The organism is Bacillus sp. 007/AIA-02/001 (assembly GCF_004634455.1).
Classification (GTDB): Bacteria; Bacillota; Bacilli; order Bacillales; family Bacillaceae_G; genus Bacillus_A; species Bacillus_A cereus.
This window is the reverse complement of record NZ_SEIY01000002.1, coordinates 299,978-325,977: the sequence shown is the minus strand read 5'-3', so window position 1 is coordinate 325,977 and position 26,000 is coordinate 299,978. Positions and strand designations below refer to the sequence as shown.

Genomic DNA, 26,000 nt, shown 5'->3' with positions numbered 1-26,000 from the left:
CATAGCTTCTTTTTATCTGCCACCGACAATAAATTTAAAATCTGTATCGAAACTATCAAGAGATTTTGTTAATCCATGAACATGTATATTCCAGTTTCCTGTCATATTAATATACATACCTTCTGCTTCATATTCTCCTGGTGAAACTACTGAAACTTTAAATGAACCTTTTCCCATGTTCATATCTAATGATTGAGTCGTCAATATCATTTGTTCCATATCAGTAACAGGCTGTCCCTTTTCATCCTTTAGTGTAATATGGAATTTATTTTGTCCTACCTTATTCGGACTTACATTTAGCGTAAGTTCATATCCATTATCTAATTGCTTACTCTCTGTAAATGGTCCAGTAGGAGGCATCGGTGGTGTTTGTACGTTTGTCATAAAAGCTACGATTACGAAAATGATAATTCCAATGACAAACTCTACTTTCACCGTAGCTCCTAATCCTTGCTGCGCTCGCATTCTCCCTTTCATATAATGAATAATTCCCAATATCCCCATGAAAATGAATAAAAGTATCTTTGTTAATAAAGCCAATCCATACTTCGTATCAAATAACGAGTGGATTGTTGGAATAAAAAATGTACTGTTAAAAAGGCCTGTTATTAAAATCACGATGACAGCACCTGTTGCCCACGGTGAAAAACGCTTAATCATATCCCAATACATATGCCACTTGTTATCCTCTTTACGTAAAAGAAGAATAATAGATGATAAACCACCAACCCATAATGAAGCTGCTAATAAATGTAGAAAATCCATAACGACAGCAATGTCTTTAAACTTTAAACCGTATGCGTGACTATTAAAGGCCTTCATAACAAGTAACCCTATAAACAATAGTATTGGAATACTCCATACTTTAAACGACGAAAACTTCTCATGCTTCATCGCAAAATACGTAACAATTATAAGCGTACTAATGAGAACCATTTGAGTAATCCATACATAACCAAAAACAGAAAGCTGTAATGTTTCTTTTAATAGTAAAGGATTGAATGCTTCTAGCCATGAAACATCAGCATTTATTTTCGCTTGCAATGGTAGGTTGAATAACAAGCTAATAAATATCCCAAATAAGGAGATCCATATTATGTTCTTACTCCTTGATCGAACCGAGGTTGCATTCCCTTTATACATAATAAGATTAAAGAAGAGAACTCCTAAAAATAGCGAGAAACTCGCATATAAAATTCCACGTTCCATAATCATATCGATTTGCGGGACATACCCCATCTCTTCCACTTGTACATCGTCTGTTCCCGCTTCTGCTAATCCAATACGGAATGGAATAACCCCTTGAATTGGATGTCCATCAGCTGAAATCGCTTTCCACTGAATAGAGTAGAGACCATTTTTGAGATTTTCTTTTAATCCGGCTTCTAATAGTTTTTTATTTTTTTTATCAATATGAGCATCTTTTAAATCGACTCTTTTACCTGATGTATCTCTCACGTACAATGTATTAAAACGTGAAACTTGTATGTCCTCATCGAATTCAATTTTCACAACAGATGGTGCTCTCTTCAACGTTTCATTTTCCATAGGGTTTGATTTCACAACGTACGCATGAGCAGATGCACTTTTCGGTATCAATATGATAAGCACACATGCAAGTAATAACCATGTCCCTAATCTTCTCATTACTTTCACACTCATTTCACTTCTTTCTTCCTCATCGCTCTATTTTCATTACTTTAACTTCCGAATTTTGATTCTCGGGCGAAATATTAACCTGATTAAATATAAACTTCTATAAAGTATAACTCTTATTTCTCTTCCACCTCTAAACTTCTAATATAATAGTAACTATCACTATAGATACAACTTACATTTTAAAAGTCGATTGTTATTATATCATAAAATATATTTATGTAAGTTATCAAAGAAGAAAAGTTATCGTGAATCATTTGTGAAGAAAATGTGAAATACATAAATAAAAAGGTGTTACGTTATTGCGTAACACCTTTAAAAAAATATCCCTCTTCTATTTCTCTTCCGGATAATCACAATACTCGATAATCGTTCCTTCTGTATCCGCTGGGTTAAGATAAATTAACCTTCTACCGTGCTTATTAATGCGTAGTGTATGCTCTAATGTCCGAATACCTTGTTCTTTTAACTCTTCTAGAGCCACATCTAAATCATCGACACGATACGCAACGTGATGAACACCTTTACCTTTTTGTTTAATAAAACGGGCAATTGGAGATGTTGTATTATTTGTCGGTGCAAGTAATTCAATTCTATCTCCAGCCACTTCAAGAATGGCTACTTCGCTTTCCACACCAGGAGCTTCACTTACGTAACGATCTATTAATTCTCCTGATAGAACCTGTTCATAAAAACGTATCGTACTATCTATATCACGAACTGCGATTCCGATATGATCAATTGTTTTTTTCATTTTATTTCCCCTACTACTTTATTTTTTCTCATTATTAATAGTAACAAAAAAAGTTATAGAAACAAGTTCTATAACTTTTTTATTTAACCTATTTTCTTATCCGCTCTAGTTGCTGGTTGAACTTGGTTTTTCACTTTTAAAATGCTAATGCCATATCCGATAAATCCACCGATAATCGCTGGGAAGATCCAGCCTAATCCTACTTCCTGCATCGGAAGGAATTTAGTGAACACTTGGCTTACTACTTCAATGTTAACTCCAGCTGCACTTAATCCATCAAATAAGCTGATGATAAATGTTACGATTAAGCTTACTTGGTAAACTTCAGCTCTTCCTTTAAATAATGAATGGAAGAATGTTAAGAAAATCAATACGATTGCTAGTGGATAAATTGCTGTTAATACTGGAACAGAAACTGCGATCAATTGTGTTAATCCTACGTTTGCAACAATTGCACTAAATACACATAGCGTGATTGCAATTGCTTTGTAAGGAACATTTGGGAATAACTTATGGAAGAATGAAGAACATGCTGATACAAGTCCCACACTAGTTGTTAAACAAGCTACTGTAATCATTAATCCTAATAATACTCCGCCATATGATCCGAAATAGTAGTTAGAAACTTTCGCTAATACTTCTCCGCCGTTCTCTAAATGTCCAAGCTTTGCAACACTTGAAGCACCCATATAAGAAAGTGCTGTATAGATAATTGCTAAAATAGATGCTGCAATAATTGTCGCTTTTGCACAAACGACCATAATTTGTGTTTTCGTTTTCGCACCTTTTTCTTTAATAGCATTGATAATGATAATCCCGAATACAAATGATGCTAGCGTATCCATCGTTAAGTATCCTTCTTGGAATCCTTTAAAGAATGCATGTGATGTATAAGCTTCCACTGGTGCTTGCATATCTCCAATCGGATGTATAAAAGCAACGATTACTAAAATACCGATGAAAGTCAACTTAATTGGCGTTAAGATTTTTCCAACAATATCGACAATTTTCGCGGGATTTAGCGAAAAAAAACAAGTGATACTAAAGAATATAATTGTGAAAAGAATTAAAGGTGTAGAACCTACTCCTTCTGGCATAAACGGCTTAAGACCAATTTCATAAGAAACATTTCCTGTTCTTGGTATTGCAAATAACGGACCAATCGCTAAGTATAAAACTGTTGTAAACACAATCCCAAACACTGGGTGAGCACGACTAGCTAACGACTGCAAATCATCTTTACCTGAAAAACCAAATGCTAGTACACCTAGTAATGGTAATCCAACACCAGTTACTAAAAATCCAGCGTTAGCAATCCATACATTCTCTCCAGCTGATTGACCAAGCATCGCTGGAAAAATTAAATTTCCCGCTCCAAAAAATAGTGCAAATAACATTAATCCAATAACTACTATGAACGAAAACGGTACTTTATTCGCCATAATATAACCCCCATTCAAGTTTCCTTATCTCATTTTCCAATTTTAACTAATTGAATTTTCTGAATATTTAATTTAAGTATCAACTATTCTTGAATTCATTATAGTTTGCTATATAATATTTTGCAATACTATTTTCGAACTTTTCTTTTATTTTATAAATATACATTTTTTAACATGAAAAATAGACTAAAAAACCAACATGGTCATCCATGTTGGTTTTTCCATTTACTATCATGAATTAAAATTTTGCTGCTACTTTTTTAACGTTTTCTAGACCTTCTTCAACAATTTGTTGTGAACGATCTGGATATTGATTGTGTCCTTCAATTACAACTGTCTCTGGATTTGTAATTCCCCAGAATCCAAGTACAGTTGTTACGTAATTAACTGCCATTTCCATAGGAGCCATTTGTTCTGAAGAGTAATCTGAACCACGAGCACCTAACACAACTACTTTCTTACCACCAACTAAACCTTCTGGGCCATTTTCTGTATATTTAAACGTTTTTCCAGCTTGAGACAAGTATGAAATATATGTGATTAATGGTGCTGGTACTGTAAAGTTCCATAATGGGAATGCAAATACAACCTTATCAGCTTCTAAAAACTGATTTAAATATTGATCTACTGTAGCAACTGCCTTCTCTTCTTCAGCTGTTAACTCCATGCCTTGGCTACGTTTATATCCACCTGAAATCGCGATATTTCCGTAATAAGGAAGATCTAATGCAAATAAATCTAATTCCGTAATTTCTGTATTTGGATTTGCTTCTTTATAAGTACTTACAAATGTTTCATACATTTTTGAACTAACTGCTTGCTCCACTGGACGATCGTTTGCTTTTACAAATAATACTTTTGACATTTTTTTATTCCCCTCTACATTCTTATTTTCTTCTTTTTTACCAAATAATGAGCTAAATAGTCCCATTTTCTTCACCTAATCTTTCTTTTCATATTCATTATTCATCATCATAAAAATTCTTATTCTAAGAAAAAGTTCCAATAGATACCTTAAGTTAAGCCGCCGAAACTTTTTGTTATTTAATTACCTTATGTAAGTGATTGTAATATAGTCACTTACTTTAGTCAAGTAACTTTTAATAAAAAATATTATCTCAATTTAAAAATATTAACTAAAATACAATTGAACACCAAATACATCTTTATTACTTGTATAATAAACTTAGAGAGGAAAATTCATATATAGAAAGGATTTATTCATGAGCACTATAGAAAAGATTCAAACTTTTATTATTCTTTTTGCTGTTACATGCGGCATCGTACTCGGACAATTTAATATGATACATACGTATTCAGACAAATTTATTGTCCCCTTCTTATTTTTCATGCTATATGGATTATTCCTCAGCATCCCATTAAAAGAAATAAAAAAAGGATTTCGCAATTTAAAATTTGCTGGAACAAGTCTTACTATTAACTTCTTATGGACACCTTTACTCGCTTGGGGGTTAGGGGCACTATTTCTTTCCGATCATCCAGCACTTTGGGTTGGATTTATAATGTTAATGGTTACTCCATGTACAGATTGGTACTTAATCTTTACTGAAATAGCGAAAGGTAATGTAGCACTTTCTACTGCAATTTTACCTGTAAATTTAATTTTGCAAGTTCTACTCCTTCCCATTTATTTATTTTTATTTGCTGGTGTCATGAAAACTGTAGCGGTTTCTGTTTTAGTAGAAAGTATTGTTATCGTAATCGTCTTACCATTTATACCTGCACACGCTACAAAATTCATTATGAATAAAATAAAAAAAGCTGAAACTCTCGAGAATAAACTCATTCCGTTTTTTAGCTCTGCTCAAATTGTATTTTTAAGTTTAGCAATAGTAGCGATGTTTGCATCACAAGGTAAATATTTACTACAAAATATGAATGTTGTTTTATTATTACTCGTCCCTGTTCTATTGTTCTTCATCATTAATTTTTTACTAGGACAATTTATCGGGCGCATGATGCATTTATCTTACAAAGATACAGTAAGTCTAAGCTTAACAACGTTAGCAAGAAACTCACCTGTTGCACTCGCTATCGCTGTGACCGCTTTTCCAGATGAGCCTCTTATCGCACTTGCACTCGTTATTGGACCATTGATTGAGTTACCAGTACTAGCTTGTGTGTCACAAGTTTTGTTGCTTATTAAGAAAAAACGGCAATACGCATAATAAAAAACGTCCCATTTTGGGACGTTTTTTATTATGGAAAGATTACATACAACACTTATTTCTTATTTATCATTACAAATGAAATTACCGAAACTACAAACATAATACTACCCATTATAAATCGATGGGCTCTAAAAATTTTATATGTTATAGAGAATTAACCTTTCGTTACATTAACAGATCCTTTCTAATTAAAAATGATAGGAAACGTAAATATAACGAAAGCTGCCCAAAGTCCGTAGATTGGCAAATACTTCGTAATGGCATCTTGGATAGCTGTCGGTCCTGATTTGTTTTGCAAGAAACGCATATAGGAAAACATAATCCAAATTAGATTTGCCCAGATCAGTATGTTTACACCTAAAACAGCTAGTCTATTAGGTGTAATCCCGTAAGAAGAAAGTCTGAATACTATGGCTGACAATGCGACAGTGTCAATAATAAGCGCCAGAACAATCAAGGAAAAATTTATATAATCTGAAATGTTCTTTTTCTCGTCCGAGTCACTCTCAACGATAGAAAATATAGTAACAGCCAATACACCAAGCAGTATTCCGTTGAATGCCATTAGGAAATTACGATCCAAGAACGGGTTTTTCCCGACCAAAATTATCGTTATAAGATAAATAAACAATGTGACCAGGACAAGCGGACTAAAGATTTTAGATATGTATGGTGTAATATTTTTAGCAAGCTTAAGATTCATTGATACTAAGTATGCAGCCACAATAGCGAGAGCCGCTGCTCCAAATAAAACAACATTACTAAAATAGAATTCTCCTATATCTAAGTCAACAAAGCTAAACAAACGCATGGTGAATATTGCTAGTATCATTCCGCTCACTGCCATGCTCCCGTAGAGAAGACAATATTCTAAATTAAATTTAATATAGGCTAATCTTGTACCGCCTTTTGAATATTCATTTCCTGTAAACGCAAGCCCTACTAAGACCCATAAAAATATAGGAAGATGTAAATAAGCAAGTATGGTACTGTCTTTATAATTTATTGGCAACGTATTAAGATACACCCCGGAAACTAGGAATAACGCTATAAGGGAATAAATAATACTTTTTTTCGGCTTATTATTGTAAACAAAATAAGCAGCAATAAAGGGAATTACACCAAAAGCCAAGTTTATTGGAGCAATTGCTTCCTGCTCAACAAAGTGGAAAATGATCCTGGTGCTTATGCCGGCCAGAATAGCTAAAAGGCCCATGAATAAGAAACCTTTTTGAAACAAAGATGTTTTTTCTTTATTTACTTTCTCCTTGAAATGCAACCTTTCATACCAAGCAGCTAGAACCTGGGAATCAGGGTTTTGGTCCCATGCTTGTGAGAATGCTTTTTTAAAAGCTTTCGGATCTTTTCTATACATCTTCTCCAACTCATGGGGGTTATCCATATGTTTAACAATCAAATTGTTACTGTTCATAATTATACCTCCTCTAATTAAAAAAATAAGATTGTTACCTTTTAACAAAAGTACTTCACTCATTTATTATGATTTTGATTTTAATATAAAATTTATCGTTTTACAATAAAATTTTATTATTTAAAGCATTTTTTTTATCGTTAAATTTCATTCCAAAGAAAAACAAAAGAGCATGACAATTTTATGTCATGCTCTTTTAACAAATTAATTCTCAAATACAAAATTAATCTTATTATCTTTCCACTCTAATTTCGCATCAAACGTTTTCTCGCCCTTTTTAAAGCCTTTAATTAAATCGGTCTTTTCACCTTTTAAGAGCTTTGTCATATTCTTTTGCGAAATTGTTTTACTTAATATCTTCTTTGAAATGGTGAAATCACATTGCGTTGTATTATAGTTAGAACAACCGTAAAACGTTGACTTATCAATTACATCGCCATCACATTTTTTACAGCTACCAACCTTTTTACCCGTTGTAAATTTCGATCCTTTTCGTTCAATCGATTCAACATGTAGTCCAGTGAAATCCCACTTCTCAGACATTTCCACTGCATCTTCAATAATTTTAGCTGATAGCTTTTTCGTTTGTTCCATAAAAGTTGCTGGTGATGCTGTACCTTCACCAATTTCCGCAAGACGTTGTTCCCATTTCGCAGTCATTTCCGGTGAAGCTAGTATTTTGTCACCAATTGCGGTAATTAATACTTTTCCTTTATCAGTCGCATACACTTGGTTTTTCTTTACATCTATATATTTACGGTCTTTCAACATCGTAATAATACCCGCGCGAGTCGCTTCCGTACCTAAACCTTCTGTTTTCTTCAATACCTTCTCTAGCTCTTCATTCTCTAAATACTTACCAGCTGTTTTCATTAACGTAATAAGTTGTCCTTCTGTATAACGCTTCGGTGGCTGTGTTTTTCCTTCTTTCACTTTCACCTTTACAACTTTTCCTTCTTCACCTTCAGCTACAATTGGAAGAATGGTTTCGTCATCTTTATCGTCTTGGAAAATAACTTTACGCCAACCTTCTTGAATTTGCTGTTTTCCTTTTGAAATGAATTCAGCGCGTTCATCTACAAGCGTAATGATTGTTGTATAGTCAAAGATTGCAACTTCATAATGAGCTGCAATGAGCCTTCTTACAATCATATCGTAAATTTTCTTTTCATCACCGGATAGTCTGCTTGGGTTTGTAACTTGCTCTGTCGGAATAATTGCGTAGTGATCTGTTACTTTCTTTTCATTCACATAACGCTTATTGTTCATAATGGATTCAATTGGTGCCGGTAATAAGCCTTTATATTCATCAAATTGACTTAACTTCTGTAAAATATCAGGGAACGTCGCTGCTTCTCCTTGTGTAACATAGTTAGAATCTGAACGTGGATAAGAAACAATCCCTTTTTGATAGAGTGCTTGCGTTATATCAAGCGTCTTTTTCGGTGAAAACTTAAAGGCTTTATTTGCCGTTGCTTGCAGTGATGATAAGTTGAATAAAAGCGGCGGCTGAAACTCTTTACGCTCCGTTTTCATTTCCTTCACAACAGCCGGTTTCCCTTGGCAAAATGCCGCAATTTTATTCGCCATATCAGGGTCTTTTAAGCGGGATTCATTATCCTTCTCCCATTTCCCGTCATATTTCTTTCCTTCTATATTAAAGGTTGCAAACACTTCCCAGAAAGGCTCTGACTTAAAGTTTTCAATTTCTTTCTCACGCTTTACAATCAATGCTAACGTTGGTGTTTGGACACGACCAGCAGAAAATACATCATTCATTCCTTTTTTCTTTAACAAAATACTAAACACACGTGATGCATTCATGCCAACAACCCAGTCAGCACAAGATCTTGTGTATGCTTCGTAATACGTATTAATTGTATCTGATTCATCAAGTAAATTTTTAAACCCTTGATAAATAGCTTGCTTCGTTAAAGACGAAATCCATAGACGCTTCATAGGCTTTTGCACGTTACAAAGATTAATAATATTTCGTACGATTAGTTCCCCTTCACGCCCAGCATCGCCTGCGTGAATAATTTCTGTTACCTGTGGATTATGTAACAGCTGTTTCACAACGTTAAATTGCTTATACTTTGACTTTGTTACTTCAAATTGAAAACGCTCTGGAATCATCGGTAATGTATTAAGTGACCATTTTTTCCACTCTGCGTGATAATGCTCTGGATTACATAACTGCGTCAAATGACCAATTGCCCATGTACAGTACGCTCCATTTGGAAATAACTCATTCGCTTCTACCTCTAAATATCCATCTTTCCGGCGATATTTAAACTGTGAAACAAGAGCCAACCCTTGATCTGGTTTCTCGGCTAAGATTAATACGTATCCCATTTATAGGTCACTCTCCTTTATTCTCTATTTTACAAGGTATAAGTCTTGTTCGACCTTTTTAATAAGTCAAACAAGTCAACATTACGAATCATTTAATCTGTTTTTATGTGGAATTCATTCCATTCTATGCAAAATAATAAAAATTCATTTGCTACCTTTAGAACAATAACAAAGTAAGCTATGCATTGCTCAACTCGATTCTAACTTCTTTTTAAATACCTTGAAATCTATCCATTAATTTCAAGCCAACGTAAGTATTATTCGACATTTATAATAAATCAAACAAGTAAGCGCCAAATAATATCGCACCTAGAAATGCAAACATTATTTGACGCTTTTTAATTTTACTTCGCTTTAAAAGTATAAATCTTTTAGCTTTCAAACTCTACTATTTCTTCTAAATCCGTATAATAATTTTTAATTGTCATTTCCATACAGGCTTTTCTATTTTCAGGTGTACGTTGTGCTAGGTATTTTCCATTGTAATAAAATGTAAAACTATGAATTATTACAAAAATATTTAACATCCAAATTTGTAAATCAATAGATGCGATGTCTAATCCTGTACTTGCCATGAAAAACTCTTCGATTTTAGAAAGGACTGGCTCTATTTGTTCAACCAAATTCGCTTCTAGAATTAATCTGTTAATATATTCGTTATACAGACTAATTACTTCTTCAGCTAGCTTTAACATTATTCTAGATATTTCTTTTACAACTAACATTAATTTTTCTTTGTCACCTTTGTTATCTCCATTAATCATTTTGAAGCTTTCATAATAAGCATACAATTTAAAATGTGTGTCTTTTATCATAAATTCATTTGAACTATCTACATTATACCACCAATCTTTGTTCTGATTATTGTCACAAAAAGTTGTATGGCATATGAAGTTACCTCTTTTCATATCATTTTCATCAAAGTAAAATATCTCCAAACTATATTAGATGCTCTTTTTGAAAGCAAGACACAAGATATTAGTAATCATAGTCATCCTCTTCCAATGAGTCAGCTTGTGTCTTAAACTTTACAATATTATCTTTTTTATCATCTATCGTAAGATTAACTATTTCTATACGTTTACTGAACTCTTCAATGTACACCTCAGGATTCCCGAAGGTTTCAGACAGAGCATAATTCACTGTATCTGATTTTGTACTGCCTCTTTTCATCACTTTATCTAACTCTTTTTCAGACCCTATAATAGTATAGAATAGTCCGTCTAGCAAAGCCTGTTGATTACTATTTGTTTGTTCTAACACTTGAATTCGTTCATCCTTTTTTCCAATCTGTTCTGATAATCTTTTGGAATTATTTTGAAGTTTATTAATTTTATTTACAAATCTATCCAGCAAGGCGTTATAGGGTAGGAGATATTTAATTAAAGATTCTTTATCTCCGTAATGTTTTTCTATTACATCAAGAATATCAAAAACGTCTAAATCTTCCGTTTCAGACAAGGGGATAGTTCTTTTCTTTACTAAATTGTATTCGTCTACTAAATGTTTTCCTTTTGTCTTCCACCATGTATATCCAGGATAAAAATCAACTTTATTATTATCGTATTGCGATTTCACGAATTCGTAGATATCCTTGTATGTGATTTTAGATTTGATATTGTGGTTTTCATCATATTCAACAATCAGGTGCCTCAATGCCGTCTCTTTTTCTATATCATCTAAAATCCCTTTAGTACCGATTTTATTCATCATCTAAAACTCCTAACATAGACTTTAATTTTGCGATTCGTTTAATGTCTAATTGAATTTCCTTTGATGCTGAAGATAAATCTTGTTTAGTATGATTGTTTATGTTTTCGAAGTTATCTAGTTTCAGTTTAAACAGAGACTGTATGAACTTAATTTTCCCTCTTGTTTCTTCATAAAGTAAATTTAGGTCAGAAGCTATAAGATTTCTTTTCTCTTCAATTTCCTGATTAGAAATGGACCAATTTTCACAAAAATAACAGCCTCGGTGTTTCCAATTAAAACTAGGACAGGGCATAATCTTGTCCATACAGGAGCCCAAATCTAATTTTAAATAGCCCTCTTGTTCCTGTTCATTTATATTCTTGTTGATATAATTTTTTTTACTTTGATTCTCAAAAAAGTCTTGGGTATTTGGATGTAAAAATGAAATTTCGTTTTCGTTAAATGTAGAGTTTATTGGTTTATAGTGATTAAATTCTTTCTCCATTTTCTGTATTTCAATATCCATCCAGTTTTCCATATGATTGAAATAGCTATATTGAATATCTTCTGTGATATGCCCTGCTAATCGTTGAATCTCAACCTTGTCATATCCCTGCATCATCATATTAATAATTGCGATGTGCCTTAAATCGCCAAGGTTAATCATTGTATCTATACTTCCGACTGCTGAATTAGAAATAAATGCTTCTTTTGATCTCTTAGAATAAATTGTTCGGTAATGCTTATTTATAGAAACAATATTGATGTTATACTTTTCGTGTATTATTTCTTTGAAAAAACTTGCTATTGTAGTATTGAAATCGTTATAGTTAAACAAAGAATCTTTATCGTATGTTTTTTTATCGTAGCCAAAATAATGGCGATACACATTGTTTGAAATTAAATAATTCGATAGTCCATACTGTTCTGAGAGAATTAGATAGCTTTGAAAAAGGTCATACAATTCTTTTGGAATAGGTAACGTGTCGTATTCAATGTCAGTTCGATGTATACCAATTCGATCATACTTCATTCTTGGAAATGTAATGAAATGATTCCCGTCTTTTAACGAAAAGCAATTTCTTTTAATGTGACAGAACTCATTTATCCTCATAGGAATAATAGTTGTTAGATTCCACCATAAAACTAGAGGGAAATATTTAAGTAATTCTTCACTTTTGTTTTGTTCTGCTTCTTTATACCAATTATCTAAGCATTGTTTTATAGTTATAATATCTTTAAAAGAAGGCAACTCTCTGTAGCTTTTTTCCAACTTAATTTTGGCTTTATACTCGCTCAAATCATTTATGAAATATACAAATTTATCACGATTATAGAATTCTAAAAAATTGACAAGATCTATAATAAATTTATACATAACATTATTAGACACTTTTTGGACTTTATATTGATTTTTTGGACTTCTACGGATGAGATTGGATTCCTGTATCATTTCCAATAATTCACTAGTATCTCTAAGACCTTTTGTAGATAGAAAAGCAGCAACAAGATTTGAAAGCTTTGCCCGTGTTACCGTTATAGAATTTTCATTTAGTTTTTTTACTATCCAACATTTTGCTGCAATTATTAATTCCTCTTTATTTTCACTTCCACTAAAACTTAAGGACTCTTCTATTTTCTTATAATTAAAAACTGCATCACTTCTTGTAAATTCTTCATTAAAAATCCATTCATTATCTTTAAAATTGACACGAACTTTTTTTACCCTATTATCATCATAGGCTTCCAATAACCTTTTTGCCTCTTCTACATTCTTGATGACATCAAATCTCGCACTTCTTATATCCTCTGGATTAATACTACTGAAATCTAGCGTTAACGAACCTAAATTTCTGTTTCGCACCACACATGTCACCCCCTTAGCATTCCCAATGTTCTAAATTTTTTCAAACCTTTTGTTGATAAATCAAGACCTAAGTTCTTTATGCGCTCTGTCTTTCCTTTTACAAATCCATCTACAACTTCTCTACCAAATCTACTTCTTGCTTGGTCTACAACGTTATGCAGAAGGAAGAACTGGTTTGCAAGTTTCTGTTTTTCACCAATAAGTGCACTATCAAACTCTTTTGATATCTTTTCCATCATAAATATATAATTGTCCATTATATTTTCTAGGGCATACACATTAATCATTGATGCCGCACAAGTATCACACAATGGTCTTTCACCGTATTCATTCTCATATTTACATTCAGAATAGATACATTGGTGGTATCTCTGTTTTGAAGAAAGTGAGCCCGTTAGAGATTGGAAAAAAAGATCACGAAGTCCTTCTAAGTCAAACTCTTCAAGATATTTTAAGACATGGTTTCTTTCTGTTGCGATTCTGTTGATTAATCCTGCGGTCGCCTCAATTTTAAAAACATCGCCGAAATGCTTATTCACCTCTAACATTCTTTCCGTTTCGATACTTTTATTTGTTTCAGGACCAAAAAGTATATTCGTTAGGGTTTGTGTCACAAATCCAAATTGATTTCTTTCAAATAATTCATCTACAAGATTTTTCACCTGTCCGTCAGAAAGTTTAATATAATGACTGATAGTGGTTTGAGCTTGCAAGTGGCTTCGGGATATTTGGGTTTCTTTTAGGCCTTTTCCCATATGCCTAAGAACTGACCAGATTAAAGTACTTAGCGTTCTATTCATCTTCCTATTTTCAAATTTAAAGTCAGCAATGAAATCTATAAAAAACTCCTTATGTGGATTATACGTTTTCACTAAATGACCTGAAAGTTCTATTAAAGTGGAACTGTTTTCTAATATTGCACTTCTACGAAATTCACAGATGCTTATTGCAGTTGCAAATGCAATTTTAAGTGGCTCCCCAATTGTGAAAATTCCTTCTGCGCTAATATCAGTTTTATTTATTTTTGTAACATATCTACCAATCTGATAGATAATATTGTTTGCATCCTCTATTGAGGGATCATTTTTCTTTAACCACTCCAAACTTTTAATTGAAGTAGTCGATAGATTGATTCTTGGGATTTGAGTTATTATCGTGCTATGTCTCCAATTATTTGTTAATTGAACTAAGATATATAACCAACAACTGTCATAACGTTTATATTTTATATAATCCCAAGTTCGAAGTAAGTCACTAACGTCTTGAATTGCCTTTTCTTTATGAAATGCTACACGATTGGTATATTTGTATAATTCATGGTATTCCTCTAAAGAATATATATCTGTGGCTACTTCCTTAATCCTTTTAAAGTCTCTTGGATCATTTAACTCATCCATGTTATATGGTAAAGGAAGTCCTTCCATAGCAAAGGCTTCAAGCATTTGTTTTAAGAAATTATAAAAATCCCGTTGATAACTTCTCCTAATATTAAGAATGTCGTTAAGAAATTTATTGTTGATTTCTTTTCCAGAATATGAGTATATTTCTTGATTAAAAGTAGCAAATATTATTTCCGTACATCGGGCAAATTGATTAGTCTGAAATATAATCCGGGTCTTATCAGACAACCTAGTTCTAAGAAGGAATTTTTCGACATACTGGTACCATAATAATTTCGTATTTCCCTGGTTTTTCGTAAATTTGATATTTAGCACTTGTTCAACTTTATATACAAAATCTTTAAAAGGATCTTCTATGGACATAGTATTCATGTCCAAGTAAAGCTTATAATCCTCCCATAAATCGTCAATTTCATCTTTTTCATATAGTTTCATTTGGACACCATAATATGAAATCAATAGTGGCGGGGGATCAACCTTTGTTACTTTTATTCGAACCTTATCTTCGGATCCCTTAATATATTGTGCAAAAGCGTCACTGTATTTTGTTTGAATTTGCTTCGCTGTATAATAATGGTTGTTATATTTATCAATAAGTCTTTCTTGTTCAAAATGTAATTCGTGTACTTGTTCTTTATTGAAGAGAATTCTATCTCCGTAATGCTCAGAGATTACCAATAACTTTTCTTTTATTAATCTTTTGATAGTCGCATTACTACAATTTAATATTTTCATAGCCTCATCAAAGGCATAATAGCCGTGTTGATTTTTGTATAGCTCAAAGGTATGGGATCTCCAACCCCATACCTTGTTACCTGCCACCATTTTTATTATTTCAGTTAGTTCTATTGAAATATCTTGCAATACAAATATATCTAAATTACCACCGAATATTATTTCATCTGGGTTTAATTTTTTATAATATTTGCGAATCGTATATTGGCTAGCAGACTTTTCTAGTTGTCTAAAAAGGAGTTTCTTGGGTATATAGTTTCTTTTGAATACAACTCATTAACAGTTTGACCGTACTTTTCATCAAAATAATTATTCTCTAAATTAACTTTTGTTATTTTACATTTGATTGGTAACTCTTGTATGGACTCTTTTAATTTATTAATAAAATATTCGTTATTTGGGTTTTTATTAAACTTCTCCACAGCTATTTCGTATATCGACATATAGTCTTTAAATTTCATTTCTAATTCCTTTTCCAAAATCCTGAACCTCCTTCCACATTTTGTGATTAGTTGGCATGTTTAAGTCGGCTATATTTTCTGATTGGCCAGGAGAAAGTAAAGTTAAAGCCTTTCGTATATTGAAGGTAGCAGTTATGATGTCGAAATAGGATTCCATAGATTGGGTAGATCTATCACCCCGTAATACTGCGGTTTGTTTTTCATTAAATCCAGCGTCCAAACACATATTAGTAAACACCCCTCTACCAATATGTGATCGCCATTTAGTTTGAGAGAAGTCTAGATAATCCTGATATCTCCCTGGAGTTCCAAGTAGCATCCCTAAATAGGAATTCTTTAATTTCAAAAATCTCTTATCATACGTATCTGCCGACATTGGATTCCCTTCGGAATCGTAAAACAGTGCAGTGGGGTGCAGTGGTTTCTTTACCTTCTTGAGTACGACTTCTATATGGTGCTTATATAAGTACTTTAAAATCGGATCAATCAAGCAGGATTGGTCTCTAGGATTCTTTACCTGCATTGTTGAAACGTCGTTAAATCGAGTAAACAAATCATTTTGACGGTCTCTTATAAGCAGCACTAAACCTTCCACACCATATCCTTGCCCGTTCTGCGATTTTAAAGCTGTTCTAGTGAGGTTTACTACCTCTCCTTTACGCAATCCTCCAAATATTTGCAATGCCATTCCAAATGCAATATCAGGTGTTTCATGCTTTGCTACGTAAAGTATCTCGTGAATATACTGTAAGCGAATAAAAATCCTATTCTTGTTAGATTCATGATTTTGAGGGACTATATCTTTTCTTTTTACTTTTTCACGTAAAAGCGTTTCATCGGTCTTTTTATAGGTAAAATCAATTTTATATACTTTTCTAATTTCTTTTCGGGTTCTGACAGATACTGGCTTGAATTTTGGCTTATGCTTTAGCACTTTTTCATCCCATAAATACTTATAAAACTTAGATAGGAAATTCTCTTTCATTTCCAACGTCTTATTTTTGTTTGATTTCTCATCCACGCAGTACTGTAGATAAGCATTTACGTGACTCTCTTGTAGATCTTCCAACCCATTGATATCAGTATATTCCGTCAACTCTTGATTCACTTTGTCTAATATAAAGTTTAAAAAAGGAACGATAATTTGTGCTACGGTGAGTTCAGTATTTACAGAGCCTGAATTCCTATGATAGTGCTTATATAAAAAATGAGTAATTGGATGCGGGTATGTCTCTCCAGTTGTTAAATCTTTTAATACTATGATAAAAGATTTAGTCTTTATAATATTACCCCCTTGTTTTCGAAGATATTGAACCGCTTTCCAATCAAACTTATAATTATTCTCTATCTCCATTTCCTCCAAATAAACCACCACCAAATAAAGAATTTTCAATCTATTAACTTTGGATTTACCCATGATAATTATCAAATAAATACAAATATCCAATGGGATTACAATTAAACTTATTACACTATTCTTTTTATTTGCACCTTCCAAAATTATAAGACATAGTTTAATTGGTAATCTTATTACTGTACTTATTTTATCATTTTTAGAAGTTATAATTATAGATTTTCATAAACTCCTCATCTTGTAAATACCCTTCATTCAATAAACAAAAAATTTCATTATCTTGGAGGGTAAACCATTCTGTAGACTGAAATAGTGAATGCCTTTTATAAATAAATCTTTTCTTTACATACAGTTCCAAGTTAAATGCATTATTATTTGAAATAACTTTCAATTTCTTAAAAATACCATTAACTAATCGAAATCTGTAAGCTTCTTCTGCTTCTATAAAACGGCTAGATAATTAACTAAATGTAATTTTTGTTTTATATATTTGGATGCTATGATTTCTAAAACGTATAAAATTTTAGCCTTTTTATATGTTTTCATTAAATTGAAATTATAATCTAAATTTCTGAAATCATTCTCATAACAAGGTAACAAAAAATATCGTCTGGATAAATTCTACTTATAATAAACATATCATTTTCATTTTTTTGTTTTCCACTAATAACTCAATTTCTTTTCTAAACCTTGATAATCTATAATCAATTAAAAAACAAACTTGTTAACAAAAAGCTCGTACACATTTTCAATATGCATTATTAAATTTTGACTACTATCAAATACGTTATAGCGAGCTATGTATTTTAAACTACTACTTAATTCGGCTATTTGATAAAACCCCTGATCCTCAACCGTTTTTGCTGTTTCTCTTCAACTATATCCTCTATAAATAATAAAACTAATTATTGAGAATATCACAAATTTTATCAGTTCCCCATCTAACAACGTATTGTTGATATAAAATAATGTTTCATACACGTTCGAAAAGTTTTCCATTAAATTTCTTAATGTAGTATCAAGCGTTGAAATTGCTTGATCAATGTTAATAACTCGATTATATAAAACCACATAGCTTACTTAGCAATTAAATATAGTATACTTCCTCTAAGCTCCTCCCTTAAGCTATCATAAAATAGAATATAGTCATTATTAAGTTTCTTTAATACCTATTATGAAAAAAATTATAAATTTTACGTAATAGGTATTTTCTATGTATTGAGTAAAAAAACGTTTCTCTAAAATAGAGAAACGTTTTTTTATAGTTATCTTAAGGCCTTTCAAATAAACCTTTCAAAAATTCTTCATCCATACGCCATTCTGGTGAAGCTGATTTTGGTTGTGGAATTTTTTTTAAGGCTTTTTCGTGTTCTAGATTAACAAATGCTTTTATATCACTAGCAATTTCGCTGTTTTCAAGTATTATATTTTTATATCTATTCAGAAAGTCCCATGTTCCCATCATCAATATATCAAACCCATTTCCATAGTGTTTAAAAGATAATAAATCACCATCACCTTTTGGGTATTCTATTTCAGGAAGCTTATCTATAGACCTTTCAATTATCTGTATAAACCAAATAGCATCCCAAATATTGTGAGTTAATCCACTAGAAAATATGCGCCATAAACTCTCATAACTTATGGATATTATCGGAATCATATTTGCAGATACGCTTGTATCACGGGTTAGCTTCTCCTCTATAGATAAAGTTTTTCGGTCCTCCTCAACCTTTAAAATTAATTGGTCCATAGAGAGCTTTAAGGCAGCTTTATATCCTACCCTAATACACACATTATCTAAATGACATAAAGCATTAACCAATTCATTTTCTGCACCATAGTTTATATTTGATAACGCTAACTCATTAATGCTTGCAATAAGCCCGTGTTGATAAGATGACGGTTTAATTTCAACATTTTTCTTTAATAATTCAAGAAGGACCCTTAAAGAATGTATCTTAAATACATTATGAGACCTTCCTCTCCATCTCATTGCTAATTTATCGATTAAAAGTACTCTTTCAACTTCATCAGCTGCTAAAATTCTTCTTACATATTCATTAGAGGTCTGTATGGTTGAATCTGTTGGGATATCCATTCTCACCAACAATGAATCTATTGGTAACTTTTGAAGTTCGCTTTGATATTTATCTTCATTTTCCCTCCATGCCTTTCTTTGAAAATCCCGAGCATTATCTTCGATTTGTTTTTTTAAATCGTATTCTTTTCTGTTTAAACTTGTGAAAAAGTGATTTAATTCTGACTGATCAAGTTCTACCGCAAAACTATTTTCAATTTGATGCATGATTTGAGTTCTTAAAAATCGAAGCATATCTTTGCTATTTAATATCTGAAACAGTTTTTTTAAATCTATCAATTCACTATCCTTATTACAAAGAACTATATAATCTTCCCAACTGGTCACATTGAGTGCATCATATACTCTGATTTCCCAGCCATTCGTTAAAACTATAAATCTCGCTTGAACTTCAGGATGAACTGCATATAAATGAGCTTGTAATAAATCCCCCATATCCATCTTCTTCTTATTACCAGGTTTTGCCTCTATAATCCAAAAACTTTTTAGTCTAATGGTAGGTATATAATCGATTTGTACCCGACTTCTACCTACCCTATGATAAGGAGTACTCAATTTAAGGCTTTTTTCTCTAACAACATTGTTAATAGTTCCCTTACCATAACCTAACTCTTTTAACAATGGTGCAATAAATTCTTCTCTTATATCAGATTCATTCCAATCTAAAAAATCTTGTGACTTCCAATTTTCAAGAAATTCCTGATACATATTTTCCCCTCACTGTTTCAAATTAATTTCGTAAACTTAATTCTTGAGTAATAATTTACTCATATTTAAACTAACTGTACTATAACAGTACACCATAATATTTTAATTACTTTGGCACCCCTATATATACTTTATTATTGACAAATACATAATTTGAAGGGATTAAATTGTACAAAAAAAGCCTAATATAGGTTTGAAATATAGTTTGGTTAAAAACTCCTCAAAAATCAGCATTTTACAATAGATAAAAAAGTACATTTTTATAAATTATTAATCTTTTTTCAAAACGGCTATTCTTTATTTCAAATCCATATTTTGATTTTATTTTATTACTTTAATTCTCTTCAATAATTCAATTCTTCCAATGTTTTCATACTGTTCATTAACATATTTTATTACATTTTTTAAATAAGGAAATAACACATGAAGATAATCCTTGAAATTATCAAACATAATATCGGGTACTTGTTTCTTTTCATCAAGTAGCATAAATAGTTTCCACCAGTCAAAATGCACAGGTACTGGAAAACCCAATTCCTTTAAATTTTTTTCCAGGTCATCTAAATATCGTAATTGTGCTATGTTCTCTATATTGTTATCAATACATAAAGCTTCTTTTTTTTCTACTTTGCTCAATTCTTCAACAACATTTAATATTCTAGGTAAAAAATCAAATGGATCAAAACATTTAGGGACATTTGTAAACTCGCTCTGTTCAAGCATTTCCCCCATGAATAGTTTCCGTATTTTTGAAACGATTTCTTTGCTATTAAAAATAACGCCGCATTCGTAATTCTTATTACTATTAAAACTAAAATTAGCCGATCCAATATAAGCGAAATTATCCGCAATAAAAATTTTTGAGTGATTAGTTGTAAGCTTAGCACATAACACGAAATTCTTAAATATTTCCTCAATTTCCAATTTATCTTCATTAGAAAATGATATTTTTGAATATAGTAAGCTAACATCAATCCCTAAATTAGCGAGGTTGGATAGCTCTTTGTAAAAAGTTCTTTCGTATTTATCCCTAAAATTAAAATTGTATGTTGCTATATTAATAGTTCTTGTTTCTTTCTTACATCTCTCTAACAAATCATTCCACAGGTTCGCCTCTTTAAAAAAAATCACTTCGCCTTCTTGAAATGGGATTTCTTTTATCATATATTTGCTCACGTCCTTTATTTGAACATTTAATTACAAAGTACTCTGTATATTTAATTATACATGATTAGGAAATGACAAGATTGTAAAATACCAATAAAGTTCTTTAATTTTAAAAGTTCAAACAAGCATAACCCCGTTCTAAATTTAAGACGGGGTTAAAAATATAGTTGTTTAATTTTTGATGTAAGATACTTCGCTACACTAAAAAATATAACAATAAAGTAGGTATCTATCAAAATCTAAGATAAATACTTACTAAATTGAAACCGCTAAAAATTAAAAATCAAAGTATTGAAATTCAGACCTATTATAATTGTCATCAATTATTTTATCGATTAACACTTTGGATGTTTTTTCTAATAGAGGAATCATTTTTGATGTTTCCTTAATAGCCTCAAGAGTGATATCTTCCCCACCATGGACAATTCCATTTCTTTTATCATACATGGAATCTATCCATCTTTCTGGTAAATCCCAATTTTCTATTTCTCCAAAATAATCTATAAAGCACTGATAGATTTGATTTTTGACTCCACTACTTGTTCGATCTGTAACAGTATGAAATTTCTTCGCCAGTATTTCTATCACATTCCAGAAAGCTAAAAATTGATCAAATGTATTATGCGATATCTTGCCCTTAGAATACCACCCAATAGCTCTTAATAGTTTAGGTTGTTCAGATTCAAATTTTCTAGCCATATTAAAGGCGGTGATTACATTAGATTTTGTTAATATCCTTCTACTTGTAAAATTTCTTGTCATATTAAACCTACCCTCATTTTTATTTAATTGGATAGGTATATCATTAGTTAAAGATAAAATATCTCTCATTCTTCCAAAATAAACATAAGCAACCGTTTCTGCGATATCTATAGTATCAGCATAAGCCGTAATAGTTGCTTTAAAACCATAAGAGCTTTTTGATAGTTCTATATCACTATAAAATTGATGTTGATCAAATCCTTTTTCTTGTTTGAAACGTATATTACTTTTAATTGATATAGGACCAATCACATCAAAATCAATTTCCCATATTTTTCTCTCCAAAATACTTCCCCCTTCATTACGAGCGATCTTTATCGTACCTACGCTTTTCTTCTAGCCTTTTCACCAAAATGAATCTTTCCTTTATCTTCATTAACTGAAACAAGTCACCTGCCATACCCTATTTGCAAAATATTAGTTGCAGATCCTTCATCAAAATTTATTACCTTTTGCACATCAACAAAACTCTATTAAAAAATGCTCCGTTTTCAGATTTACTCCTATTACCATGCATTTTATTTTTCGTTAGTTTAGAATAATTTCTAACCAAGATTTAAGAGATAAACTCCGAATTATTGTTGATCCGATCAATAATACCAATAATTTTCTTAACATCCCCCATATTATGTTTAAACAAAGAAGTGATACTTCCTAGTGTTCTAAACGGGTCTTGCTGCAATACTTGTTTATCAAGCGTTCCATTCTTCACAACATAATCTACAATTAATTCAACGAATTTTGCTTGTTGAATATTTAGACGTTCTTTAGATAAAAATTCCGAAAATTCCCCTATTGCAGCTCGTCGATCTAGCCCAACAATATTACGAACAAGTTTTGTGATTGGTGTATCACCAAAGTCTTTTTCGTATTGTTCTTTTGAACCTAATTCATGCCATAGAATATCTTCCAATGTTTCAACATCTTGCTTCGTTAACTCTTTATTATGGCGCAGTTTATAAATAGCAAGTTGATCCTGATGCTCTTTTAAATAATGCTCTACTTTCTGACGATAGCTTTGTAAATCGTTCACATCTAATATGGATACATGTTCAGTCTGTTCGATTATTTCATCTTTGAAATCCGTATAATAAATTTTTTGTTGCTCACGCTCAATAAATTTAATCAAGTCACGTAACGCTTCGCGGACTTCTTCTAAATCTTGCAGGGAAGCTTCTTTCCAAAATGCTCCGTCTTTTACTTTTTGAATAATTTCTTTTTGTCTAACTACTTGTGGAATAGAGCCCAATTTTGACAACGCTTCAGCTGTACTCATTACTCGAGCAATTGATTTAGTTGCATTGTTTGAATTTAATTTAGCTAATTCAATTGTATAAATTAATAAGTCGAAGCGTTTAGCTAGCTCATCACTATCATAAGGACTAACTAAAGGAGATACATGCTCTTTTATTTCATTCGTTTGAATAACAGATAATGAATTCCAATTATTTTTTTCCTTATACTTATGAACATACTGAATATGTTGACGTACTCGGAAATTTTCATCATTTAATACTTTCACATCTGTTACTAATTCTTCTACAGTTTCTTGCCTAAATTCCTTATAAGGACTAACTTGATATTCAATATCTTGCAATTCACGTACTATATCAACTTTTGAGTTAAATAACTTTTCTGTTAACGTTTTTGTTATTTTAGCTTCTGTGCCATGCTGATTTGCACGAAAATACTCAAAATTACCACACCAATCAAATATTAAAAAATCCTCTTTATCTTGCCCTAAACCAAATAAATTCGAACATAATCGCGTACCTCGTCCAATCATTTGCCAGAACTTTGTTTTCGAACGAACTTTTTTAAAGAATACTAAATTTACCACTTCAGGTACATCAATTCCCGTATCTAACATATCTACAGAAATTGCAACCTGTGGCATTTTTGAAGTCGTTGAAAAATCATCAATTAACGATTGATAGTAATTTACACTATAATCAATAACCTCTGCGAAGTTACCACCGTATTCAGGAAACTTCAAATCAAATCGTTCTTTAATTTCTAGCGCATGACGATGATTTTTAGCAAAGATAATGGTCTTTCCAATTTTATCCCCACCTTCGATATGAATACCATTCGTCATTAAGCTCTCTAAAACCATATCAATTGTATTTGCATTAAATAACCAATTATTTAATGCTCCACTATCGATATCTCGCACATAGGGATCGTCTTCAAAAACATCTTCAAATTCGGCTTTTTCCTCTTCCGATAGGTCATCATAAACGATGCCATCTTCTAGAAATTTTGTTTTCGTTTCCAATGTTTTATAATCTACTAAATAACCATCCTCAACAGCCTGCGATAATTCATAAGCATACGTTGGAACTCCATTTTCTAAATTAAATATCGAATATGTATTTTTATCGACTTCATCTTTTGGTGTCGCTGTTAAACCAACTAACATCCCATCAAAATAATCAAAAATACTGCGATACTTTTGATAAATACTTCGGTGAGATTCATCAATAATAATTAAATCAAAATGGCCTACTGTAAATAAACGATTACCATCTTTTGTTTTTGTCTCATCAATGGCATTCATCATCGTAGCATATGTTGAAAAAATCATTCGACTTTCTTCTGGATTCGCCTTATTTTCAAGTAAATTACATAGCGATAAATGTGGCATTAAGGCGTTAAAGTTTCGCATTGCTTGTTTTAATAAAGCTGTTCGATCTGCTAAAAACAAAATATTTTTCACCCAATTATGCTTTGTTAAAATGTCAACAAGCGAAATAACCGTACGTGTTTTCCCACTACCTGTTGCCATTACAAGTAGTGCTTTTCTTTGATTACGTTCAAACGCATCACAAACAGAAAGGATAGCCTCTTTTTGATAATAACGGTTTGTAATATCATCATTGATTTCTACATCTTTCAATGGCCTACGAAGAATACGACGATCAATGAGTAACTGTACTTCTTCTTTATTGTAAAAACCAGATGTTTTACGAGCACCATAGTCATCATGCCAAATATATGTTTCATATCCATTTGTATAGAAAATAATTGGGCGTAATCCCTGTTCTTTTTCAATACAATCTGCATAAAGCTTTGATTGTTGACGCCCTTCTTTTGGATCTTTCGAAGTTCGTTTCGCCTCTACAAGCGCAATGATTTTACCGTTTTCACCACGTAATACATAATCAACAAAACCTTCACCTGTATTATTTGGCATTCCCTTTACTGGATACTCTTCTTCGATATCTTGATTAAACTGCCAATCTGCTAATTTTAAATCTAAATCGATATACATTTTACGTGTATCAAACTCACTGATTTCATCCACAACAAAGTTTGTTTCTTTTGTATGCTCAACGCGTTTAGCCGTAAACTGATTGCGTAACGCTGCATTCTCTTTACGCAATTCTTCTAAATCTTTATCATTCGCACTTAAACGCTCATATAAATCTTGTAGTTCTTCTGGACGCTCACGCTTTTCCACACTTGCATGTAGAATCGCTTCATTGAAAGTTGGTGCTGTATATTCATAAGCATAGCAATAGTCAATCCATGAAACGAATTGATGAAGATGATGAAGTGCCAATACCGCTTCATCATGTGTAATATTAGCATTCGTATGAACTGCTGTGTTCCCTAGCTTCACTACATATTTCATCATTGGTAATAATTCATCATCAATAATCCCTAAAAAGTTACGATCATGAATTAAACTCGATAAATTATCACGATATGGCACAGCAACATCATTATCAACTTGATACACCCATTTCACAGCAAGCTCAAGGGCACGACGTGTCAAAATAGCACACGTCGCAGGGCTTACAAGCATTGCATTCTCAGCTTCTGTACAAGCTGTCGCAAAGCCCTTGAACTGATCCTTTTCTTTTAAAAATCCAAAGTTCGTCATTAACCTAGCCACCTTTATAACTTAGTTATTATA

17 protein-coding genes are annotated in these 26,000 nt (G+C 31.9%); 1 reads left to right on the top strand and 16 read right to left on the bottom strand.

Translation table 11 applies throughout. The annotated features are described in order from the left end of the window. Window positions 1-12 precede the first annotated feature (12 nt). The 4 genes from ES895_RS07085 to ES895_RS07065 form a co-directional block, all read right to left on the bottom strand. Window positions 13-1,662, bottom strand: a complete 1,650-nt coding sequence (locus tag ES895_RS07085) for a copper resistance CopC/CopD family protein (protein ID WP_135238239.1) — start codon at window positions 1,660-1,662, stop codon at window positions 13-15. 328 nt (window positions 1,663-1,990) lie between these two features. Then, complete coding sequence (locus tag ES895_RS07075; RefSeq protein ID WP_000750854.1) at window positions 1,991-2,410, bottom strand: VOC family protein; 420 nt, start codon at window positions 2,408-2,410, stop codon at window positions 1,991-1,993. Between the two features lie 83 nt (window positions 2,411-2,493). After that, a complete protein-coding gene (gene brnQ, locus ES895_RS07070) occupies window positions 2,494-3,852 on the bottom strand; it encodes a branched-chain amino acid transport system II carrier protein (RefSeq protein ID WP_001284783.1) in 1,359 nt (452 codons plus the stop codon). Window positions 3,853-4,090: 238 nt separating this feature from the next. Next, window positions 4,091-4,783, bottom strand: a complete 693-nt coding sequence (locus ES895_RS07065; RefSeq protein WP_135238238.1) for an FMN-dependent NADH-azoreductase — start codon at window positions 4,781-4,783, stop codon at window positions 4,091-4,093. A gap of 292 nt (window positions 4,784-5,075) precedes the next feature. Between ES895_RS07065 and ES895_RS07060 the strand changes: the two genes are divergently transcribed. Further along, entirely contained in the window at window positions 5,076-6,041 is a 966-nt protein-coding gene (locus ES895_RS07060) for an arsenic resistance protein (RefSeq protein WP_135238237.1), read from the top strand. 187 nt (window positions 6,042-6,228) lie between these two features. Here the strand turns inward: ES895_RS07060 and ES895_RS07055 are convergent, their stop codons facing one another. From ES895_RS07055 to ES895_RS07000, 12 genes are all read right to left on the bottom strand, one after another. Further along, on the bottom strand, window positions 6,229-7,476 hold the full coding sequence (locus tag ES895_RS07055; RefSeq protein WP_065704357.1) for a DUF4153 domain-containing protein: 1,248 nt from the start codon (window positions 7,474-7,476) through the stop codon (window positions 6,229-6,231). Between the two features lie 204 nt (window positions 7,477-7,680). After that, the gene (gene topB / locus ES895_RS07050; protein WP_135238236.1) at window positions 7,681-9,831 is read right to left on the bottom strand and encodes a DNA topoisomerase III; all 2,151 of its coding nucleotides are present in this window, start codon (window positions 9,829-9,831) and stop codon (window positions 7,681-7,683) included. 371 nt (window positions 9,832-10,202) lie between these two features. Further along, window positions 10,203-10,769 carry a hypothetical protein gene (locus ES895_RS07045; protein ID WP_205687980.1) on the bottom strand — a complete coding sequence of 189 codons (567 nt, stop codon included), beginning with the start codon at window positions 10,767-10,769 and terminating at the stop codon, window positions 10,203-10,205. Between the two features lie 40 nt (window positions 10,770-10,809). After that, window positions 10,810-11,541, bottom strand: coding sequence for a hypothetical protein (locus ES895_RS07040; protein ID WP_240690224.1), 732 nt, complete (start codon window positions 11,539-11,541; stop codon window positions 10,810-10,812). Continuing rightward, on the bottom strand, window positions 11,534-13,390 hold the full coding sequence (locus tag ES895_RS07035; protein ID WP_135238234.1) for a site-specific integrase: 1,857 nt from the start codon (window positions 13,388-13,390) through the stop codon (window positions 11,534-11,536). Before ES895_RS07035 ends, ES895_RS07040 begins: the two co-directional genes overlap by 8 nt. A gap of 5 nt (window positions 13,391-13,395) precedes the next feature. Then, on the bottom strand, window positions 13,396-15,654 hold the full coding sequence (locus ES895_RS07030; protein ID WP_240690223.1) for a helix-turn-helix domain-containing protein: 2,259 nt from the start codon (window positions 15,652-15,654) through the stop codon (window positions 13,396-13,398). 92 nt (window positions 15,655-15,746) lie between these two features. Continuing rightward, complete coding sequence (locus ES895_RS29670) at window positions 15,747-16,004, bottom strand: hypothetical protein (RefSeq protein ID WP_240690222.1); 258 nt, start codon at window positions 16,002-16,004, stop codon at window positions 15,747-15,749. Then, the gene (locus ES895_RS07025; RefSeq protein WP_240690225.1) at window positions 15,976-17,340 is read right to left on the bottom strand and encodes a hypothetical protein; all 1,365 of its coding nucleotides are present in this window, start codon (window positions 17,338-17,340) and stop codon (window positions 15,976-15,978) included. The genes ES895_RS29670 and ES895_RS07025 overlap by 29 nt, the downstream gene beginning before the upstream one ends. Window positions 17,341-18,610: 1,270 nt before the next feature. Next, a complete protein-coding gene (locus tag ES895_RS07015; protein ID WP_135238232.1) occupies window positions 18,611-20,149 on the bottom strand; it encodes a type I restriction enzyme HsdR N-terminal domain-containing protein in 1,539 nt (512 codons plus the stop codon). Between the two features lie 321 nt (window positions 20,150-20,470). Then, a complete protein-coding gene (locus ES895_RS07010) occupies window positions 20,471-21,313 on the bottom strand; it encodes a phospholipase D-like domain-containing protein (RefSeq protein WP_135238231.1) in 843 nt (280 codons plus the stop codon). A 279-nt stretch (window positions 21,314-21,592) separates the two neighbouring features. After that, a complete protein-coding gene (locus tag ES895_RS07005) occupies window positions 21,593-22,363 on the bottom strand; it encodes a methylamine utilization protein MauJ (protein ID WP_135238230.1) in 771 nt (256 codons plus the stop codon). Between the two features lie 271 nt (window positions 22,364-22,634). Next, window positions 22,635-25,967: a DEAD/DEAH box helicase family protein gene (locus tag ES895_RS07000; protein ID WP_135238229.1), complete on the bottom strand. Its 3,333-nt coding sequence runs from the start codon at window positions 25,965-25,967 to the stop codon at window positions 22,635-22,637. Window positions 25,968-26,000 lie beyond the last annotated feature (33 nt).

Bases quoted from the DNA above. Each gene is read 5' to 3' on its own strand.
- ES895_RS07010 (WP_135238231.1), bottom strand. From the start codon at position 21,313: ATGATAAAAGAAATCCCATTTCAAGAAGGCGAAGTGATTTTTTTTAAA.
- brnQ (WP_001284783.1), bottom strand. From the start codon at position 3,852: ATGGCGAATAAAGTACCGTTTTCGTTCATAGTAGTTATTGGATTAATG.
- ES895_RS07055 (WP_065704357.1), bottom strand. From the start codon at position 7,476: ATGAACAGTAACAATTTGATTGTTAAACATATGGATAACCCCCATGAG.
- ES895_RS07085 (WP_135238239.1), bottom strand. From the start codon at position 1,662: ATGAGTGTGAAAGTAATGAGAAGATTAGGGACATGGTTATTACTTGCA.
- ES895_RS07025 (WP_240690225.1), bottom strand. From the start codon at position 17,340: ATGGAGATAGAGAATAATTATAAGTTTGATTGGAAAGCGGTTCAATAT.
- ES895_RS07040 (WP_240690224.1), bottom strand. From the start codon at position 11,541: ATGAATAAAATCGGTACTAAAGGGATTTTAGATGATATAGAAAAAGAG.
- ES895_RS07015 (WP_135238232.1), bottom strand. From the start codon at position 20,149: ATGTATCAGGAATTTCTTGAAAATTGGAAGTCACAAGATTTTTTAGAT.
- ES895_RS07075 (WP_000750854.1), bottom strand. From the start codon at position 2,410: ATGAAAAAAACAATTGATCATATCGGAATCGCAGTTCGTGATATAGAT.
- ES895_RS07000 (WP_135238229.1), bottom strand. From the start codon at position 25,967: ATGACGAACTTTGGATTTTTAAAAGAAAAGGATCAGTTCAAGGGCTTT.
- ES895_RS07060 (WP_135238237.1), top strand. From the start codon at position 5,076: ATGAGCACTATAGAAAAGATTCAAACTTTTATTATTCTTTTTGCTGTT.
- ES895_RS07065 (WP_135238238.1), bottom strand. From the start codon at position 4,783: ATGGGACTATTTAGCTCATTATTTGGTAAAAAAGAAGAAAATAAGAAT.
- topB (WP_135238236.1), bottom strand. From the start codon at position 9,831: ATGGGATACGTATTAATCTTAGCCGAGAAACCAGATCAAGGGTTGGCT.